The 224-nt window shown below is 79.5% G+C and carries 1 protein-coding gene; it reads right to left on the bottom strand.

Annotated features, from left to right (window positions below; genetic code table 11):
- On the bottom strand, positions 1-224 hold a 224-nt coding region (locus tag BEN49_RS28275; protein ID WP_158022995.1), incomplete at both ends, for a hypothetical protein.

Genomic DNA, 224 nt, shown 5'->3' with positions numbered 1-224 from the left:
CCGCCGTACACCGGCCGGCCGCGGTCGGTGCGGAAGCGCAGGCCGCCCGCCACGTGGTTGCTGTCGGCCGAGGCCAAGTCGCCGTGGGCGCGCGCTCGGCCAGCTCGCGGCGATACTCGGCGCGGCCGCCGTACACCGGCCGGCCGCGGTCGGTGCGGAAGCGCAGGCCGCCCGCCACGTGGTTGCTGTCGGCCGAGGCCAAGTCGCCGTGGGCGCGCGCTCGG

The organism is Hymenobacter coccineus (assembly GCF_001816125.1).
GTDB classification, from domain to species: domain Bacteria; phylum Bacteroidota; class Bacteroidia; order Cytophagales; family Hymenobacteraceae; genus Hymenobacter; species Hymenobacter coccineus.
Note: the sequence above shows the minus strand (reverse complement) of the source record. Positions and strands in the feature narration are given on the sequence as shown.